The sequence below is a fragment of the Cellulophaga sp. 20_2_10 genome, from assembly GCF_023476645.1.
GTDB lineage: Bacteria > Bacteroidota > Bacteroidia > Flavobacteriales > Flavobacteriaceae > Cellulophaga.
In genome coordinates, this window is sequence record NZ_JAMCOJ010000011.1 from 24,273 (window position 1) to 40,647 (window position 16,375).

A 16,375-nucleotide genomic window follows, 5' to 3' on the forward strand; every position below is an offset into this window, starting at 1 on the left:
AAGCAACAGCGCACAAAAAAGTATTATTTTTGAAAATGTTTTATCCATTACGCAACTAGATTAGGAGTAACTCTCATGATCCACATACGGTCTTGGTAAGAGCTATTTATATTAGAATAATATGATAGTAGAGCATTGTTCCATGAACCGTGCTTTTTTAAATAAACATACCTATAATTGTTTTCTGGATTTATAAAGTAACTAGCGTGTAAACCTTGTTTGTTAAGCAGTCTAACAAAACTGTTTGCATTTTTAGCACTTGCAAAAACATTTGCAATAATGTAATATCCAGAATCTACACCATTAAATTTTACAACCTTTGGTGTAGGGAAAGCACCAGCAACATTGTCTTTCTGTACTGGATTTCTAAATTTGGAATTTTGGTAATCTTCTTTAGCTTGTATAGCTGTATTATCTTGCGTTTGGTTATTACTAGCATATGCTGTATTAGAATATCTAGCATCTGTAGATGTATTATTATCTACATTCATTATCCACATGGTATCTGTATAGGCACCATTCATTTTAGAATTGTGTGCATCTGCAGCTTCTTGCCAAGTATCATATTTTTCTAAATACACATACTTTAATCCGCTTTTTGGATCTTTTATATAATCTGCAGAAATCCCTTTATTTTCTAAGTCAGACATAAACTTGTTAAGGTAACCTTGCCCCTTATAAACATTTGCTATTACATAGTAACCCTGTTCTACACCATCTAAGTTTTTAAATTTTCTACTCTTTATTGATGAAGTAGTTTTTGTTACGCTATTGGAAGATGTATTGTTTGCAACTGCTTGGTTCGTTGTTGTAGCATCTTTAGTTATCGTGTTTTTTGGAGTATTATTTTGTGTTGAGCTTTGGTACCCAGAGTTTGTGGTTGGTGTTTTAGTGTTTGAAAAATCATTAACTACATCTTCACCAATTGTATTATTAGGGTTAGAAGTTGTGTTATCTGCTACTGCATTATCATCATTATTAATGAAATACATTTTCTTAGCTCTTTCTTCTAAATCTGGTCTATTACCTTGAGTTTCGCTACGTACCATACGTAATACTCTCTCAAATCTTGTTTCTAAGTCTTTTTGTCTATTAATTTCTAAAGAGTCTTGTCTGTACATTAGCTCTGCCAATACTTGGTCGTTTTCTGCTAATCGTTGTTTTAATTCTTCAAATTTTTCAGATTTTGACTCATCGTCTTTATTTACTTCTTCCTCGTTTAAGGCTAATTCCTCATCACTATCATCCTCTAACATTACACGATCTTCTGTTAAGTTTGGTGTAAATGAATATGCTAATGATATTTCATGCGTAAGTCCAAAATTATCAAGGTTTCCAGAGATTCCTTTTTCCATTGTATACCCTAGAGATAAACGTTTGTTAAGGTTAAAACCTAAACCAGCTGCTGCACCATAGTGGTCATCATAACCTACTTGTGCCCAACCTATTTTTGGCAAATCTAAAATAAGACTACCACCTAAAACTATATCCTCTTCACCCACCATACGAACTCTAGCTAAGGGCATTAATCTACCTTGTTCTAGAATACCAGATGTTTTATCAAACTGATGAGTATATTGTAAGTGTCCAGAAAATGTTTTTTCAGCAAATTCTGTTATAGATTCATTAGATTTTAGGTTATAGTCAAATAAATTTTCTGCGTATAAACCAATATCAAACTTATCGTAAGACAAGTTTACACCTGGCTGAAATTGTAATAAATTATCTGTTTGTCCATTTAAAAATGGATCGTCAGGATCTGCAGCATTTACCCTACTCTTATCTAAACCACTTGCGTAGTAAGAGAAGTTTGCACCAAAAGTAAAGTTACTTTTATCGCTTAACTTAACGCCATAAGCGTAGTTAGCTAACACGCCATAGTTGGTTAATGTTCCTGCAGTTTGTTGGTAAATACTTACCCCTAAACCTACACGGTCATTAACACGACCACTATAACTTAAAAAGTAGTTTTGGTTGTTATCTGAAAATTCTACCGATTGGTTTCTATGTAATAAGTTTACGTACGACTTGTCTTCCCTTACCGTAGAAAAGGTAGGGTTTATTAAGAACCTATTGTACTTTAAGAGGTTCTGTGAAGGAACATCGTACGATAGATAAGGATTAACCTCTTGGGCGCTAACATTGGTTAGCACCGTTAATAATAATAGAAAGTATATGTACTTAAACTTAAACATTTTAAATTATCTTATGATTGTTATAGTCCCTTGTTTTTGACCATTTTTGCCATCAATAATCTTGTAATAAAACACCATGTTTTGCTTTGGGAAACTCATAGATGAACTAGGCCAGTTGTTTTTGTAGCTCTTTTCATTTAGGATTTCCTCACCATTACTATTAAAAATAATAACAGTTGCATCTGGGTTATTAGAATAAGAATTTGGCAATACCCATAGATCGTTTTTACCGTCTCCATTAGGTGTTACTACGTTAGGAACATTAAAAGTATCTTTATATGAAACCGTGAATTGTTTTACTACTTCACAGTCGTCTATCTTAGCAATAAGCGTGTAACTACCTTCTGCTGTTAAATTAACAGATGCAGTTGTGCTTAGTTCTACATTAGCTGCATCTAGCCATTGGTAACTTGTACCACCGCTTGCAGTTATTGTTTTAGTTTGTCCTTCTACAAGGATAACTGGGTCAGAGCTGTCTAATGTTATTAAATCCTCGTCTAAAGGAGAAATAACAATTTCGTTAGAGCGTAACGGACAACCATTTTTTAGTACTTCTAAAACAAAAGTTCCTGTTTCAGTACTATTTAAAGTTTCATCTGTTGTGTTATAGCTAACACCATCTTTATACCAAGTAAAAGTTTCACCTGCTAGTGTTGTTGTTGTGCTTATAACTACTGGGTTACTTGGGTTACAAAAGGTTGCAGTACTAGCTGCAATTGTAACAGTTTCAGATGTTAATAGGTTTGCATTTAATGTATTAGAGTCTAGTGCACTATAACCAGCAATGCTAGCATTTAGTGTATAATCACCATTTGCAGTTATATCTGTTAAGGCAATAGAATTGCTTGTTTGTCCAGATACAGCCACGCTGTTCTTTTTCCACTGATATGTAAATTCGTTTTTTAAATCAGCAGTAACATCTGTTTTTGTGCCATCTGCTGCAACAGCTTCTATTGTTTTTGCATCTAAAGTAGTAGAAGTGCTTACGCAAGAAGTATACGGTGCTGTATAGTCTATAACTATATTAAATGATACCGGCGATACCACTGTTGTTTTCTCAGAGTCAATTGTAAAAGGACAACTACCTCCGTTATCTGTAATTCGTGCAAAATATTCGCCTGCACTGTTTATTGTTATGGTGTTAGATGTTTCACCTGTAATAACAGTTCCATCTTTATACCAAGAATAGGTAACGGCAGCACTACTGCTAGTTACTTGTAATGTTTTTGTTTTACTAGGTAAAAGAACAAGATTTGCTTCATTATCTCTAGTAAGTGTAACGTTAGATGCTGTAGTTATAGAAATTGCAGCAGAGCGCTCTAAACAAGCTCCTGCACCATTAATTTCTACCGAATACTCACCTTCAAAACCAGCAGTTGCTCCATTTACGGTATACGTATGGTCATCTACTGTTGGTGTTGTAATAGCAACATTATCTTTATACCAAACATATGTTAATCCTTGGCCAGATATGTTGGCTGTTAGTGTTTCTGTGTCTGTAGAACATAAACTAGTTTTAGACGGAGCATTTAGTGCAACACCTAAACTTGTACCTGTTGTTACTTCTATAATGTTAGAGTCTGTACTTGCAGAACCAGAACAAATTGTTCCATAATCTATTTGCACAGAGTACATACCTGGTTGTGTCGTAGTTAAAGAAGGTCCTTTTTCGGATAATAAAGTACCGCTCTTATACCAATTGTATTGGTAAGTTTCTGGATTTGGTACATTATGTGGAGCCATTGTAATTGCAGTACCATCACAAACTTCTATTATACCACCAGAAGGAATGTTACCATTACCATCTTGACTCATTAAAATAGGAGAATTGTAATCTACATAATACATAGAGTAAGGGCCTGCAGTTGGGCCTACTTTCTCTGGACTTGTGCTTTTTACTCTAATTTTATAGTTCTCACCTCTTGTATCTGTAGGTAGAGCAAACTGTATATTAAAATCAGATGTTGAGTTTTTGTCGTCTAAAGTAGCTAATGCTACTGGGCTACCAAAGTTACCATTGGCATCAGACAGTTCAAGAATAAATTTGTTGTCGCTGTTTACAGCTGGAGCGTTGATCCAGGTAAAATTAACCCAGTAAGAGTTAAAACTTGCCGATCCACAAGCAGCTGTCCAGCCGCTAGTACCTGTGCCACTAGGGTTGGCAATGGGTTCTGGAGCATTTAGGATTTGGGCTGTTGCTGTAAAAGAGCAGGTAATTAACAATAATAGTACCAAAAGAGTTGTAGTAGGTGTTGTTCTCATGAGATGTTTGTTTTTGTAACTATTTTATTGTCTGGGGACATAGTTGATTAAGATTAAACGTTTAAAATTCTGCAAACATTTTAACGCGGGTGCGAAATTTGCTTAAACAAATATGGTTGTTTATAACTTGTTCATAAATTTATTGTTGTAGTAGTATTTAAATATGTTGTGAAAATGGGGTTATTGTATGGTGACCGAATTTTTAAGCACTAGAATTAATCTTATTTTGTACCTTTACAGCTTAATTTTATCCTATGAGTGAAGGCGAAAAATCATTAAATTTTATAGAGCACATTATCGAGGAAGACCTGAAAAATGGTTTCTCAAAAGAGGATTTACGTTTTCGTTTTCCGCCAGAACCTAATGGCTATTTACATATAGGACACGCTAGTTCTATTTGCTTAAATTTTGGTCTTGGTTTGCGTTATAACGCACCTGTAAATCTGCGTTTTGACGATACAAATCCTGCTAAGGAGGAACAAGAATATGTAGATGCAATTAAGAAGGATGTAGCCTGGTTGGGTTATAAATGGGACCACGAGTGCTTTGCTTCAGATTATTTTCAGAAGTTGTACGATTGGGCAATTTTTCTTATAAGAGAAGGTAAGGCATATGTAGATAGTCAATCTTCTGATCTAATGGCAGAACAAAAAGGTACGCCAACAACGGTAGGTGTTGCTAGTCCGTTTAGAGATAGATCTGTAGAGGAAAACCTTGATCTTTTTAACCGTATGAAAAATGGCGAATTTAAAGAAGGTGAACACGTTTTACGTGCTAAAATAGATATGGCTTCTTCTAATATGCTAATGCGTGACCCTCTTATGTACCGTATTTTACACAAAGCACACCATAGAACAAATACCGATTGGTGTATTTATCCTATGTACGATTGGACACATGGAGAAAGCGATTACCTAGAACAAGTTTCTCACTCTTTTTGTACATTAGAGTTTGCTATGCATAGAGAATTGTATGATTGGTTTTTAGACCAAGTTTACGATACTAAGAAGACGCGACCAAAACAAAGAGAATTTGCCAGACGTAACCTTAGTCATACTATTGTTAGTAAAAGAAAACTACTAAAATTAGTTCAAGAAGGTGTTGTAACATCTTGGGACGATCCAAGAATGCCAACTATTTCTGGTATGCGAAGAAGAGGATTTACACCTGAATCTATTCGTAATTTTGCGGATACCATTGGTATAGCAAAAAGGGATAATTTAATAGATGTTTCTTTATTAGAGTTTCACGTTCGTGAGCATTTAAATAAAATTACTACGCGTGTTATGGGTGTCTTAGACCCTGTAAAAGTGGTAATTACGAACTATCCAGAAGGCCAAGAAGAGTGGTTAGAGATAGAAAATAATCCTGAAGATACAGAATCTGGTAGTAGAGAAATTCCTTTTTCTAGAGAAATTTATATCGAAAAAGCCGATTTTAAGGAAGAGGCTAATAAAAAATTCTTTAGATTAAAATTAGGAGGAGAGGTACGTTTAAAAGGTGGTTACATTATTAAGGCGGAATCTTGTACAAAAGATACCGATGGGAATATTACTGAAATTCAATGTACGTATGATACAAAAAGTAAGAGTGGAAGTGGTACAGAAGAAAGCTTGCGTAAAGTAAAAGGTACTTTACATTGGGTATCTGTTACACATGCTATTGAATCTGAAATTAGATTATACGATAGATTATTTACAGATGAAAGTCCGGATACACATAAAGACAAAGATTTTATGGAATTTATAAATCCAGATTCTTTAGAAGTGATAAAAGGTTTTGTTGAGCCAAGTTTAAAAGAAGCAAAAGTGGGAGATGGTTTTCAGTTCCAGAGAATGGGTTATTTTAATATTGATACTGATAGTACTCCTGAAAACTTAGTTTTTAATAAAACGGTTGGTTTAAGAGATTCTTGGGCAAAAATTGCTGAAAAAAAGTAGTATAAGGTTTATTGATGTTAATTGAAAAACAATTGGTATTTTCTATTAAAAACGGCTTTTTTTAAGGCTTTTTAATGGGGTTTTAAAAAACAGAAGGGTGATTATAAGAGTCGTGTTTATATTATTAAATGCTTGCCTTTAAAATAGATTTTGCCCTTTTTAGTGCCTAATTTTTTGTCTTGTTGAACTATTAACTTTAGAAAACTGTAAAGCATAAAAAAATCCGATAGAAAACTTAATTTCTATCGGATTTTTTGATTTTAAAACTCGTACTTAAAAATTAGTCATTTTTTGGTTTGTCTAACTTTTTAGTTTTACCTGTGTTGTTGGCTTTTTTCATATTTTCACCAATCATATTACTTGCTGTAAAGGAAGCAACCATATCATTTAACATTTGGCTACCAGCTTGTGGCGAGTTTGGTAATAAAATTAAATTACTATTTGTTTCTTGTCCAATAGATTGTAAAGTATCATAATGCTGAGTAACTACAATTAGGGCAGAAGCTTCTTGAGAATTTATACCAACTTTATTTAGTACTTCTACAGATTCTTCTAAACCACGAGCAATTTCTCTACGTTGATCGGCAATACCTTGACCTTGTAAACGCTTACTTTCTGCTTCAGCTTTTGCTTTTTCTACAATTAAAATACGTGCAGCATCACCTTCATATTGTGCAGCAGTTTTTTCTCTATCGGCAGCATTAATACGGTTCATTGCAATTTTTACTTGTGGATCTGGATCAATATCAGTTACTAAAGTTCTAATAATATCAAAACCATAATCCATCATAGCATCATTTAATTCAGCTTTTACAGCCAAAGCAATATCATCTTTTTTTACAAAAACATCATCTAATTTCATTTTAGGAACTTCTGCACGTACAACATCAAATACATAAGATGTTATTTGGTCATGCGGATAGTCTAATTTGTAAAATGCATCGTAAACTTTATCTTTTATTACTTTGTATTGTACAGAAACTTTCAATTTTACAAAAACGTCATCTAGTGTTTTTGTTTCAATAATTACATCTAACTGCTGAATTTTTAAACTTAATCTTCCTGAAATTCTTTGTACAAATGGTATTTTAAAATGTAGACCAGATTGTCTAATACTACTAAATTTACCAAAGGTTTCTACAATAGCCGCAGTTTGTTGTTTTACAGAGAAAGCTGCAGAAAAAATAACAAATACCAAAAATACTAGTAGTGGTATAAATAAATAATCTCCCATAATTTTTTTTCGTTTTTAGGTTTATGTTTTAAATGTACAAATACTGTACATATATATGTAGCTAAAATAGGGGATATGTTACATTTTTATAAAAAAAAAGCTACAAGCGTAATTAAACGTTTTTAGCTTTTAATAAACTGGTGTGTAGACTAGCCTAATTTTTCAATAGCTGTCTTTATTCTTGTTATTGTTTCTTCTTTTCCAAGTATTTCTGTAATGTCAAATACATGTGGTCCTTTCATATCACCAACTAATAGGAGCCTTAAAGGTGGCATAACTTTTCCAAAGGATAATTCTTTATCTGTAATCCATTGTTTTACAATAGTTTCTGTGTTTTCAGAACTAAAGTCTGTTATTGGTTCTAGAACGGATAGCAACTGGTTTAAAATGTCAGAGGTTCCTTCTTTCCATTGTTTTTTAACTCCTTTTTCTGCATATTCTGTCGGAGCAATGTAAAAGTAATCTGCTAAATCCCATATGTCTTTTACAAAAGTTGCTCTCTCTTTTAGTAGCGCAACCAAGCGTTCTACAGTTTTTGTAGTTGCTAATTTGTGACTTTCTTTAACGTTACTTAGAACTACAGGCATAAATAGGCTTGCTATTTCAGCATCAGATTTAGCTTGTAAATATTGTGTATTATACCATTTGGTTTTATCTGGATCAAAACGTGCGCCAGATTTGTTTACTCGTTCTAAAGAAAATTCCTTTATAAGCTCTTCTAAGCTAAATAATTCTTGTTCAGTTCCTGGATTCCAACCTAGTAAGGCTAAAAAGTTAACAACAGCTTCAGGAAAATAACCTTCTTCTTTATATCCTACAGACTCGTTCCATGATAGCGGAAACACTGGGAAACCAAGTTTTTCACCATCACGCTTACTTAATTTTCCTTTACCTACAGGCTTCATAATTAGTGGTAAATGTGCAAATTCTGGTGCTTGCCAACCAAAAGCATCATACAATTGCTTGTGTAATGCTAAAGATGGTAACCATTCTTCGCCACGTATAACGTGTGTAATTTCCATTAAATGATCATCGACAATATTTGCCAAGTGATAGGTAGGCATACCATCACTCTTAAAAAGAACTTTATCATCTAACACATTAGTATCTATATGAATAGTACCACGTATACTATCTTTTAACTCTAATTTTTGATTTTCTGGACTTTTAAAACGAATTACAAATGCCTCATTGGCAGCTAATTTAGCTTCAACTTCTTCTTTTGTAAGAGAAAGAGAGTTGCTTAGTTTTAAACGGTTGTGCCAGTTGTAAATAAAGGTTTTACCCTCTGCCTCATGGTTTTTTCTATGCTCATCTAAATTTTCTGCCGAATCAAAAGCATAATATGCATTACCACTTTCTATTAAATCGTCGGCATATTTTTTATACAAATGTTTACGCTCGCTCTGTCTGTAAGGACCAAACTTTCCTTCTTTACCAGGACCTTCGTCAAATCCAATTCCGCACCAGTTTAAACTGTCAATTATATATTGCTCAGCACCTTCTACATAACGGTTTTGATCTGTGTCTTCTATCCTTAAAATAAATTCACCACCATTTTTTTTGGCAAAAAGGTAGTTAAATAGGGCAGTACGGACACCACCAATATGTAGTGGTCCGGTAGGACTAGGAGCAAAACGTACTCTTACTTTAGAACTCATAAATTTGTTATTAAAAGGGCAAAGATACAGTTACTTATTTGTCCTATTAAAGTGTTATAGTCACTTTTTAACAATTTTTTTCTAAATTTTTCTTAAACTGTAGGTATCTTGGTATTAAATATTATCCATTTTGAATAGTTTAGACCATATTTTAATAAAATTAAGGGCCTTTACTAAGCGGTATTATGCCAAGACTTTACTTAAAGGATTTCTTCTTTTTTTAAGCTTTGGTTTACTTACTTTCTTAGTAATATTAGGCTTAGAATACTTGCTATGGTTTAATTCTACAGGTAGATTAATACTTTTTTTATGTTTAATTCTAGTTACAGTATACCTATTGTATACCTATATAGTAACACCTATTTTTTATTTATTTCAGCTTAGAAAAGGTATTACTAATAAAGAAGCTTCATTATTAATAGGTAAACATTTTCCGGAGGTAGGCGATAAATTGTATAATTTATTAGATTTAGCGGACGATCCTAATAAGTCAGAACTTCTTTTGGCTAGTATAGTACAGCGGTCTAATGCAATGGATACCATTCCTTTTGTTAAAGCTATCAATTTAAAGGACAATTTTAAATATTTAAAATACTTAGCTATACCTGTTTTGTTAATGGTATTTATTTGGCTGTCAGGTAACTTAAGTTCTTTTTTTGGTTCTTATGATAGGGTAGTTAACTATCAAATGGCCTTTGAGCAACCCGCACCTTTTTCTTTTTTCTTAAACAATTCCGAACTAACGGTTTTAAAAGGAGAAAGTATTACGTTACAATTAAGTACTAAAGGAGAAGTTAAACCAGAAAACGTTGCTATTATTATAGATGATAAGGAACTTTTTTTACAAGAAAATAATGGATTTTTTGAATACACCGTTACTGCGCCAAGTAAAAATGTTTCTTTTTACTTTAAAGCGAACAATGTAACGTCTAAAGAATACAATTTAGAAGTATTGGCTGTTCCATTATTAGAAGATTTTAGTCTTAAATTAACTTACCCAAACTATTTAAATCGTAAGCCTGAAGTCTTAAAAAGTACGGGTAATGCTACGTTTCCTGAGGGTACAAATGTTAGTTGGACTATTAAGGGAGAGCATATTAGCACTATATCATTAGAAACAAAAGACACAACTGTTTTATTTTCTAAGGCTGATGGAAGTTATCAATTATCTAAAAAAGTTTATAATAATCTAGATTATACAATAGGCACATCTAACCGGAATGTTACTAATTTTGAAAAACTTGCATACCGTTTCACTGTTTTAAAAGACGCAAACCCAACTATTAATGTTACACAGGTTAAGGACTCTCTTAATCCAAATGTTTTATATTATGCCGGTAATGCGTCTGATGATAATAAACTAATAAGTATAAAATTGGTTTGTTATCCAGAAAACAACTCTAATAATAAACAAAGTATTACATTAAATGTTCCTAAAAGTAACGTTGCTCAGTTCTACTATACCTTTCCTTCTGGACTAAATTTAGAATCAAATACCAACTATAATTTCTACTTTGTAGCAACAGATAATGATGCTATTCATAATGGCAAAAGTATTAAAAGTCAAGTGTTTAGCACTGTTTTGCTAGATGATAATGCCCTTAAAAACAACGATTTAAAGCAACAACAACAGCTGTTGGACAACTTGGATAATTCCTTAGAGAAGTTTAAGGAACAGAAAGAGAAATTAGATGATTTAAACACCAAGCAAAAAGAGAAATCTGTTTTAAATTATACCGAACAGTCTGAAGTTAAAGACTATCTACAAAAGCAAGTTCAGCAAGAACAGATGATGGAGAAGTTTAGCAAGCAGCTAAAAGAGAATTTAGATAAGAATAATACAGACGATAAACAGAATAAATTATTACAAGAAAGGCTAGAGCGTCAGGAGAAAGAAGCAAAAAAGAATCAGAAACTGCTTGAAGAATTGAATAAAGTAGCTGATAAAATTAATAAATCTGAATTAACAAAGCGTTTGGAAGAGCTGGCTAAGAGCCAGAAAAACAGTGAACGTAACTTAGAACAGTTGCTTGAACTTACTAAAAAGTACTATGTAACTGAAAAATTGGCTCAACTAAGCCAAGATTTAGAGAAATTAGCTAAGGAGCAGGAAGTGTTAGCGGACAAAAAACAGGACAAAACAAAGGAAAGAGAGGAGCAAGAAAAACTTAATAAGGACTTTGATGCGTTTACTAAGGAGCTTGAAGAGCTAAAGAAAGACAATAAAAAATTACAGAAACCACTTGACATTAATTCTGATAAGACCAAAGAAGATGACGTTAAACAAGACCAGAATGATGCTTTAGATGAGTTAAATAAGGAAAAGGGTAGTGATAATTCTTCTAAGTCTGATAGTAAACCTGGCAATAAAGCTGCTAAAAAACAGAAGTCCGCTGCTGAGAAGATGAAACAGATGAGTGAAAAAATGCAACAATCTGCAGCTGGGGGTGGTGGAGACTCTATTACTGAAGACGCTGAAATGTTGCGTCAGATTCTAGAAAATTTGGTTATTTTTTCTTTTAAGCAGGAGCAGTTGTACCAGGATATTAGCTCTAGAGACGAAGAAGTTTCTAAGTTTTCAACCACAATTAAACGCCAAAAGGAGTTAAGAACAATGTTTGAGCACGTGGATGATAGTATTTTTGCATTGTCTTTACGTCAGGCAGAGATATCAGAAAAGGTAAATAAAGATATAACAGAAGTGTATTATAATCTTGATAAATCTCTTGAGCAACTTGCAGAAAACAGGTCTTTCTTGGCTACAGCTAACCAAAAGTATGTGCTTAATGCGTCTAATAGTTTAGCCGACTTCTTGGCTAATTTGCTTGATAATATGAATCAGAGTATGAAATCTGGTGCGGGGAAAGGACAAGGAAAGGGTCAAGGTTTTCAATTGCCGGATATAATTAAAGCTCAAAACAGTCTTAAAAAGAAGATGGGTGAACCGAAGTCTTCTGAAGGAAAAAAACCAGGTGAAGGTAAAAAAGGAAGCGAGGGTAAACCGGGTGCTAAGGGTGAAAAAGGTAAATCTGGCGAGCAAGGAAAAGAGGGTGAAGGTGGTAAAAAGGGTGAATCTGGAGAAAATGGAGAAGGGGGCAAAGCTGGTTCTAAAGGTTCTACTGGTGAAAATGGAGAAGGTAAAGGTGGTCAACCCGGTGGACAATCTGAGGAGGAATTACAAGAAATATTTGAAATATACAAGCAACAACAAACCATTAGACAGGAATTAGAGAAGCAATTAAATGATATGATTGCTAAAGAAGACCAAGATTTAGCTAAGAAATTGTTACAACAAATGGAAGATTTTGAGAACGATTTACTAGAAAATGGCATAACAAATAGGACTCAAGACAAGGCTAATAACATACAACACCAGCTCTTAAAGTTAGAAAATGCTTCTTTAAAGCAAGGAGAAAAGAGTACAAGAGAAGCGAATAGGGCTAAAAATAAGTTTAAGAATCCTATTACGACTAAGCCTGAAGCATTGGAGAATTATCGTAATGAAATAGAAATTTTAAATAGACAAGCACTACCTTTGCAGCAAATTTTCCAAAATAAAGTGCAACGTTATTTTAAAGCAAATGATTGATTTTCATTATGAAACAGAATTTAGTCTAGAAGATAATACCAGGTATATCGATTGGATTAATAGGATTATAGCTTCTGAGGAGCATTTAGTAGGTGATATTAATTACATTTTTTGTGACGATGCATACCTATTAAGTATTAATCAGCAGTACTTAGATCACGATACCTATACAGATATCATCACGTTTGACTATACGGATGGTAAGCTAATTGGGTCAGATATCTACATTTCAGTAGACAGAGTTAAAGAGAATGCAGTGGATTTTAAGGTAGATTTTAGTCAAGAATTGCTTAGGGTTATGGCTCATGGTATACTACATTTATGTGGTTATAAAGATAAATCTACGGAAGAAGCTGCTCTAATGAGGAGTAAAGAAGAAGAAAAAATTAAATTGTTCCACGTGGAACATTAAAGTTATGTTTGATAAAGAATACGATGTTATTGTAGTAGGTGCCGGTCACGCTGGTTCTGAAGCAGCAGCGGCTGCAGCTAATTTGGGTTCTAAAACCCTGTTGGTTACTATGAACCTGCAAACTATTGGGCAAATGTCCTGCAACCCTGCTATGGGAGGTATTGCTAAAGGCCAAATAGTAAGAGAAATTGATGCTTTGGGTGGGTATAGTGGAATTATTTCTGATAAATCTGCCATACAATTTAAGATGCTTAATAAGTCCAAAGGTCCTGCAATGTGGAGCCCAAGAACGCAAAACGACCGTATGCGTTTTGCAGAGGAATGGCGTTTAGCATTGGAAAGAACACCCAATTGTGACTTTTATCAAGAGATGGTTTCCAGTCTAATTATAGAAGGAGATAAGGTATGTGGGGTAAGGACTTCCTTAGGAATTGAGATAAGATCTAAGTCGGTTGTGTTAACAAATGGTACGTTTTTAAATGGGTTAATTCACATTGGAGAACGCCAATTAGGTGGTGGTAGAGCAGGTGAAAAAGCAGCTACAGGTATCACAGAACAACTAGTAGATTTAGGTTTTGAAAGTGGTAGAATGAAGACCGGAACACCTCCTAGAGTAGACGGTAGATCCTTAGATTATTCTAAAATGATAGTGCAACCTGGGGATGATATTCCAGAGAAATTTAGCTATACAAATACCAAAGCTTTAGCGCATCAGAGAGATTGCCATATGACGCATACGAGTACTTTGGTACACGATTTATTGCGAGAAGGTTTTGATAGATCTCCGATGTTTAATGGTAGAATTAAAAGTTTAGGACCACGATATTGTCCATCAATTGAGGATAAAATTAACAGATTTGCAGACAAGGATAAGCATCAATTATTTGTAGAACCGGAGGGATGGGACACAGTAGAAGTGTATGTAAATGGCTTCTCTACATCGCTACCAGAAGACGTTCAATTTAAGGCTTTGCGTTCTGTAGTTGGGTTCGAAAATGTTAAGTTTTTTAGACCAGGTTATGCTATAGAATACGACTATTTTCCGCCCACACAATTAAAACATACCTTGGAAACTAAGCTTATAAATAACCTATATTTTGCTGGTCAAATTAATGGTACAACGGGGTATGAGGAAGCAGCAAGTCAAGGTTTAATGGCAGGTATAAATGCACACTTAAAAGTGAAAGAAGAAAGCCCATTAATACTAAATAGAGATGAGGCTTATATAGGTGTTTTAATAGATGATTTGATTACTAAAGGTACAGAAGAACCATACAGAATGTTTACTTCTAGAGCAGAATATAGAACATTGTTACGACAAGATAATGCTGATATTAGGCTTACTCCAATGGGTCATAAAATTGGTTTAGCTTCTGATTCTCGCTTAAAACGAATGGAAGAAAAGCTTAAGAAATCTGATGCTTTTGTAAACTTTTTTAGAGAAACTAGTGTAGTTCCAGAAGATATAAATCCTATTTTAGAATCTGTAAATTCGGCTCCAGTTAAACAATCTCACAAGATGTTTAAGAGCTTTTCTAGGCCAAACGTAACTATGGATCATATGCGTAATTTAAAATCTGTAGCCGACTTTATTAAGGAGGAAGATATAGATAGAGAGGTGATGGAACAGACGGAAATTCAGGTTAAATATGCTGGTTACATTGCTAAAGAAAAGAACAATGCGGATAAGCTACAGCGCTTAGAGAATATTAAAATTCCAGATAATTTTGACTATAGATTATTAAAGTCATTATCTTATGAAGCACGTGAAAAGCTAGAGGCTATAAGGCCTGTAACTATTTCACAAGCATCTAGGATTAGTGGAGTTTCGCCAAGTGATATTAGTGTATTACTTGTCTTTATGGGTAGGTAGTTTAAGTATATATAATAAAGAATTTACCCAATTGTTCCACGTGGAACAATTGGGTTTTTTGCTTTTGGTATGTCTTGGTTTCACTATTTTTTCATAGCTATAAAACGGCTATGTAGTTCTTTTTATTGTCTCCTTAATATAAGTTTTATCTTTTGTGTTTTTGCTTTAAAGTCGGAATTATGACTGTCGCCTAAGTCTGTTTTTTTACTCTTTTTATTTTGAATTTTTTTCTCTTTGTAGCGCTTGTAGTTTTTCTTTTCGGAATCTTATTTTTAAAATCCAGATATCGCATTTTTATTTTTTTTACTGGATAGTTTATGCCTTTGTAATTTTTTAATTTTAATCTGAAATCTAATTTTGGTTTTAAATTGTAGAGTTCCTTTTTTGCGTTTTTTTCGGATTTCTGTTTTTAATTTAAAAGTGAAAGAGAGAGTTTTTAAGTTTCATTTTTTGGGTCCTTTTTTGAGTCCAATATTTTAAAATTATGGACTAAAAATGGTGTTTTAGTTTTTCTTATTTTTTAACTTGATTTGAATTTTAAAAGAGGAATTATTTTCATTTTTTTGAGCCTTATTTTTTAATTAATTTTTGAGTCTAGGTGCTTTTTAAATTTTCATTTTTATTGAAAAATTTATTTTTTTTAATTCATAAAATTTATCATTTTTCTAAATCCGTTTTTGTCTACAATTTTTCATTTTTAATGTTTTTTTTAACTGAATTTATTCTTCAGTTTCTATTCTTTTTTGATTTTTAAAATCTCATTTTTTTAATACTTTTTTCATTTCATTTTTCTTGAAAATTAATTTCTGAAACAAAATTGTGTATCTGTTTTGCGACTCATTTTTTTAAGCTTTTCATTTTTGTTTTGTAAACTTTAATTCAAGGTTTTGTTTCAGTTTTATATTTAAATTTTACTTCATTTAATTTTCTAAATTCGATTTTAAAATTCACTTTTTATCTAACTTTTAATTTTCTGTTACCGTCTTTTTTTGTGGCGCTAAAAAATATAAAAGAGGTATTATTTTTAAATTTGAATGAGTAGGGTAGTGTCTAAAAAAGTTCAATTATTTATGTTTATTTTTTCGATTTAATTTTGGTTCTTATTTCTGATAATTTAATTTTTCTACTTTCTACTTTCTACTTTCTACTTTCTACTTTCTACTTTCTACTTTCTACTTTCTACTTTCTACTTTCTACTTTCTACTTTCT

General features: G+C 33.0%; 8 protein-coding genes. 4 read left to right on the forward strand and 4 right to left on the reverse strand.

The genetic code is table 11. The features are described 5' to 3' along the window. Positions 1–47: 47 nt before the first annotated feature. Together M4I21_RS15765 and M4I21_RS15770 are read right to left on the reverse strand one after the other, a co-directional pair. The gene (locus M4I21_RS15765; RefSeq protein ID WP_249560190.1) at positions 48–2,195 is read right to left on the reverse strand and encodes a PorP/SprF family type IX secretion system membrane protein; all 2,148 of its coding nucleotides are present in this window, start codon (positions 2,193–2,195) and stop codon (positions 48–50) included. Between the two features lie 6 nt (positions 2,196–2,201). After that, positions 2,202–4,457: a T9SS type B sorting domain-containing protein gene (locus M4I21_RS15770; RefSeq protein WP_249560191.1), complete on the reverse strand. Its 2,256-nt coding sequence runs from the start codon at positions 4,455–4,457 to the stop codon at positions 2,202–2,204. Between the two features lie 254 nt (positions 4,458–4,711). Between M4I21_RS15770 and M4I21_RS15775 the strand changes: the two genes are divergently transcribed. Next, positions 4,712–6,397 (forward strand): glutamine--tRNA ligase/YqeY domain fusion protein, encoded by a 1,686-nt coding sequence (locus tag M4I21_RS15775; protein WP_249560192.1) that lies wholly within the window; start codon positions 4,712–4,714, stop codon positions 6,395–6,397. A gap of 280 nt (positions 6,398–6,677) precedes the next feature. Here the strand turns inward: M4I21_RS15775 and M4I21_RS15780 are convergent, their stop codons facing one another. Beyond that, on the reverse strand, positions 6,678–7,631 hold the full coding sequence (locus M4I21_RS15780; protein ID WP_249560193.1) for an SPFH domain-containing protein: 954 nt from the start codon (positions 7,629–7,631) through the stop codon (positions 6,678–6,680). A 149-nt stretch (positions 7,632–7,780) separates the two neighbouring features. After that, positions 7,781–9,292: a glutamate--tRNA ligase gene (gene gltX / locus M4I21_RS15785; protein ID WP_249560194.1), complete on the reverse strand. Its 1,512-nt coding sequence runs from the start codon at positions 9,290–9,292 to the stop codon at positions 7,781–7,783. 130 nt (positions 9,293–9,422) lie between these two features. On the opposite strand from gltX, the gene M4I21_RS15790 reads away from it, so the two are divergent. The 3 genes from M4I21_RS15790 to mnmG are packed head-to-tail and all read left to right on the forward strand — an operon-like array spanning position 9,423 to position 15,166. Continuing rightward, on the forward strand, positions 9,423–12,881 hold the full coding sequence (locus M4I21_RS15790; RefSeq protein ID WP_249560195.1) for a hypothetical protein: 3,459 nt from the start codon (positions 9,423–9,425) through the stop codon (positions 12,879–12,881). Beyond that, the gene (ybeY, locus tag M4I21_RS15795; RefSeq protein WP_249560196.1) at positions 12,874–13,293 is read left to right on the forward strand and encodes an rRNA maturation RNase YbeY; all 420 of its coding nucleotides are present in this window, start codon (positions 12,874–12,876) and stop codon (positions 13,291–13,293) included. The genes M4I21_RS15790 and ybeY overlap by 8 nt, the downstream gene beginning before the upstream one ends. Before the next feature lie 4 nt (positions 13,294–13,297). After that, on the forward strand, positions 13,298–15,166 hold the full coding sequence (gene mnmG / locus M4I21_RS15800) for a tRNA uridine-5-carboxymethylaminomethyl(34) synthesis enzyme MnmG (RefSeq protein ID WP_249560197.1): 1,869 nt from the start codon (positions 13,298–13,300) through the stop codon (positions 15,164–15,166). Positions 15,167–16,375: the final 1,209 nt, after the last annotated feature.